The following is a 3,834-nucleotide window of genomic DNA, read 5'->3' on the forward strand; positions in this document are numbered from 1 at the left end:
GAGTTCGATCGCCTTCAACGGCCACTGGCCGCGTTTGACTTCCAGCCAGCCGGGGCCGCTCGTGATGTCGGCGCCCATGGCGCGTGCGGCGTCGATGAAACGGATATCTCCCTGGATGGAGTCGCTGCCGACGCCTTCGATGCGGAGGGCCTGTCCGTTGTGAGCGGCGATGGCACCGAGGGCAATGAAGTAAGACGCCGACGAGGCATCGGCTTCCACGTGGATGTCACCCGGCGTGCGGTAGGCGCTGCCCTGCGGAATCACAAAGCGCTGCCAGCCTTCACGCTGCACCTGGATGCCGAAGCGCTCCAGCAGGTTGAGCGTGATCTCGATGTAGGGCTTGGAGATCAGCTCGCCCACCACCTCGATGGTGACGGCGTTGTCGCCCGACACCAACGGCAAGGCGAGCAGCAGTGCGGTGAGGAACTGGCTCGACACATCGCCGCGCACGTGGATCGGCGCGCGGGTGTTGAGCGTGCCCGAGCCCAAGCGCAGCGGCGGGTAGCCGTCGTTGGCCAGGTAGTTGATGCCACATCCGAGTTGGCGCAGGGCGTCGACCAGGTCGCCAATCGGCCGCTCGTGCATGCGGGGCACGCCCGTGAGCTCAAAGTTGCCACCTTGTGTCGCGGCCAGTACCGCGAGGGCGGCCGTCAGCGGACGCATGGCCGTGCCCGCGTTGCCGAGGAACAGGCTGGACTCCCGCACATTAAGGCGTCCGCCCAGGCCGGTGATGCGAACCGTGCTGCCGTTGGTCTCAACAGCGCAGCCGAGCTGGCGCAATGCGGCCAGCATGACCTGGGTGTCGTCCGAATCGAGCAGGTCGTGCACCACGGTCGTACCGCTGCTCAAGCCGGCCAGCAGCAAGACGCGGTTGGAAATGCTCTTGGAGCCCGGCAGTTGCACTGCTCCGTTGGCAGACAGCAGCGGTGGAAGGTCGAGAAACGGCGTGGTGAACATGCAGGAAGTCAGTCGCGCCCGAGGGCGCCAAGCGAGCGGGTCAGCGCGAAGAGCCGGGCTTGGTGGCGCCCATCTGCCACCCGGCGCGGGCGTCGGAGGCACTGCGAATCAGGTCTTCGAGGGCTTCGGCATTGCCGGTCTTGATGACGTGTTCGAGCGCGTCGAGCGTGTGCCGAAAGCGCATCGACTGCTTCAGGATCTCTTCGCGGTTGGACATCAGGATGTCGCGCCAGACCTCGGGGTCGCTGGCGGCGATGCGGGTGAAGTCGCGAAAGCCGGGGCCTGCGAGCGAAAGAAAGTCACGCCCCGCAGGCTGCTTGGCCACCGAGTTGAAGAAGGCAAACGCCAGCATGTGCGGCAAGTGGCTCACGGCGGCGAAGGCGGCGTCGTGGTTCTCGGGCGTCATGCGCAGCACCTGCGCGCCAATGGCCGACCACACGTCGGTCGCCTTTTGCACCAGCTCTGGGTCGGTTTGCGGCAGCGGCGTGATGATGACCTGGCGCCCGGCGTACAAGGTGGCGTCGGCATGCGATACGCCTGACACCTCTTTGCCGGCGATCGGGTGGGCGGGCACGAACGAGGACACACGCTCCTTGAGCACCCGGCGCGCGGCGTCGACCACGTCGCGTTTCGTCGAACCCACATCCATGAACAGCACGCCCGGCTCCACCAAGTGACGGATGGCCTTGAAGGTGGCTTCGCTTGCAGACACCGGCACGGCCAGCAGCACGATGTCGGAGCCCGACACGGCGAGCAGCGCCGACTCGGCGGTGTCGTCGATCACGCCCATCTTCTTGGCGCGTTCGGTGGTGGAGGGCGATTTGCTGTAGCCGATGACCCGCTTGACGAGCCCGGCCCGCTTCAAGGCGAGCGCGAATGAGCCGCCCATCAGGCCACAGCCAATCACGCCAAGCTGGTTGAACATCGTGCTTCGGCTTTCTGTTTCTAGTGCACGTCGATCGGGTAGGTGCCGAGCAACTTGAAAAAGGCGCAGGCCTCGCGCAGTTCACGCAGCGCGGTGGCCACGTGGGGCTGGTCGGGGTGACCCTGCAGATCGATGTAGAAGTAGTACTCCCACTGGCCAGAGCGGGCTGGGCGCGACTCGAAGCGTGTCATGGACACACCATGCACCTTGAGTGGCACCAGCATGTCGTGCACGGCACCGGGCCGGTTGGTGACAGACACCACCAGGCTCGTGCAGTCGTGACCCGAGGCCCGCGGCTGCGGTTGGCGCTGCGGGTGGGTCACCACGGCGAAGCGCGTGCGGTTGTTGGCTTCGTCCTGGATGGCGGGTGCGACCACGCTGAGCCCGAATTCGCTGCCGGCACGCTTGCCGGCGATGGCGGCCAGCTTGGAGTCGGTACTGGCCAGTCGCGCGCCTTCGGCATTGCTGGCCACCGGGCGCCGCTCGGCGTGGGGCAGGTGGGCGCTCAGCCAGGCGTGGCATTGCGCCAGGGCCTGCGGGTGGGCGCACACGGCCTCGACGCCATCGAGCGACGGCTCGCGCCGCAGCAGGTTGTGCTGAACGAATAGGCTGGTCTCACCGATGATGAAAAGCGGCGTGGTCAAAAAGAGATCGAGCGAGCGGGTGACCACCCCTTCGGTGGAGTTCTCCACTGGCACCACGCCGAAATCGGCGGCGCCGGTGGCTGTCAGGTGAAACACCTCGTCAAAACTGGCGCATGGCACCTTGACCACCGTCGAGCCGAAGAAGCCGAGCGCGGCCTCTTCGCTGAAGGTGCCGGCCGGGCCCAGGTAAGCCACGCGGGTGGGTGCTTCGAGGGCGCGGCAGGCCGAGATGATCTCGCGCCAGATCGGTGCCACGCTGTCTGGCATCAACGGGCCGGTGTTGCCGGCCTTCAATCGGTCGATGATCTGGGCATCTTGCTCAGGTCGGAAAGCGACCTGGCCTTGTGCATTCTGGTGAGCCTCGCCCACATCTTTCGCCAACCGGGCGCGCCGGTTCAGCAACGCGAGCAACTCGCGGTCAGCCTCGTCGATCTGCGTTTTCAAGCGCTGCAGGTCGGCGTGGGGTGGGTGGGAAGCGTCAGCCATGGCGTGGGCCAAATTCTCGCACGCAGCCTAGCGCCCTCGGGGAGCCATGAACCGCGCGCCAGGCCTCATTGCCGTCATTTCTTCGCAGGCTTCGACGCTGCAGCGGCGGCGGGTTTGGCGGCCTTGGGTTGACTCGCAGCCGTGGGGGTGATTCCGAGTGCGGCCACCACGCTTTGCTCGAGGGTCTGCAGCTTGGGCGTGAGCGCGCCTTCGAGTTCCTTCACCAGCGTTTGGGCATAGGCGGAAACCATCGCCGGCTGGGTTTGCTGGTACTTCTTGAAGACGGGCGACTCCAGGGCGGCCAGCAGTTGACGCAGCTCTTCTTCGCTGAACTTCTCGTCGACCATCGGCGCGAGGTTGGCTTGGTTGATCTTGCCCGTGCGGTCACGAACCACGGCCAGCGATTCCTCGCCGTACTTGCGCAGCAACTCCTGGATCTGCTTGGCGGCCGCCTCACGCTTTTCAGCGGGCACACGGGTCATCAGAGCCTGTTCGGCATCTCCTGCCAGCTGCCGGGCGGGCCGCTCGGCCAGGTCACGCCCGACGTTCTCGAGCGAGGGCTGCTGCAAGGTCAGCAGGCGCTGCACCAGCTCTTTCTTGGCCGCGCTCGGAGGCGCGCCGGGAATGGCCTGGCCTTGGGCGCTGGCCAGGCTGGCACCTGCCAGCAGGGCCACGGCGAGGAGGCTTTTCACTGTTGCGAGGCGCTTCATTCTTCAGTGCTTTCAGGGTTGGTGTCGTCACCCGAATCCGGGTTGGCGTCGTTTTCGACAATGCGTTGCAGGCCGCTGAGCTTGGCGCCGTTGTCCAGTGCGATCAGGGTCA

Annotated in this window: 4 protein-coding genes; all 4 read right to left on the bottom strand. The window is 66.1% G+C overall.

Going from position 1 to position 3,834, the window contains the following annotated elements; genetic code table 11:
* Positions 1 to 957: 3-phosphoshikimate 1-carboxyvinyltransferase (aroA, locus tag RMO40_RS20855; protein WP_309725431.1), on the bottom strand; the 957-nt coding region annotated here is incomplete at its 3' end.
* Between the two features lie 40 nt (positions 958 to 997).
* Positions 998 to 1,882 carry a prephenate dehydrogenase/arogenate dehydrogenase family protein gene (locus RMO40_RS20860; protein WP_309725433.1) on the bottom strand — a complete coding sequence of 295 codons (885 nt, stop codon included), beginning with the start codon at positions 1,880 to 1,882 and terminating at the stop codon, positions 998 to 1,000.
* A 20-nt stretch (positions 1,883 to 1,902) separates the two neighbouring features.
* The gene (gene pheA, locus RMO40_RS20865) at positions 1,903 to 3,012 is read right to left on the bottom strand and encodes a prephenate dehydratase (protein WP_309725435.1); all 1,110 of its coding nucleotides are present in this window, start codon (positions 3,010 to 3,012) and stop codon (positions 1,903 to 1,905) included.
* 74 nt (positions 3,013 to 3,086) lie between these two features.
* A complete protein-coding gene (locus RMO40_RS20870) occupies positions 3,087 to 3,704 on the bottom strand; it encodes a hypothetical protein (protein WP_309725438.1) in 618 nt (205 codons plus the stop codon).
* Between the last annotated feature and the right edge of the window lie 130 nt (positions 3,705 to 3,834).

Source organism: Rhizobacter sp. (assembly GCF_031412075.1).
GTDB lineage: Bacteria > Pseudomonadota > Gammaproteobacteria > Burkholderiales > Burkholderiaceae_C > Rhizobacter.

Coding starts and splice junctions, on each gene's coding strand:
- RMO40_RS20860 (WP_309725433.1), bottom strand. CDS start 1,882: ATGTTCAACCAGCTTGGCGTGATTGGCTGTGGCCTGATGGGCGGCTCA.
- pheA (WP_309725435.1), bottom strand. CDS start 3,012: ATGGCTGACGCTTCCCACCCACCCCACGCCGACCTGCAGCGCTTGAAA.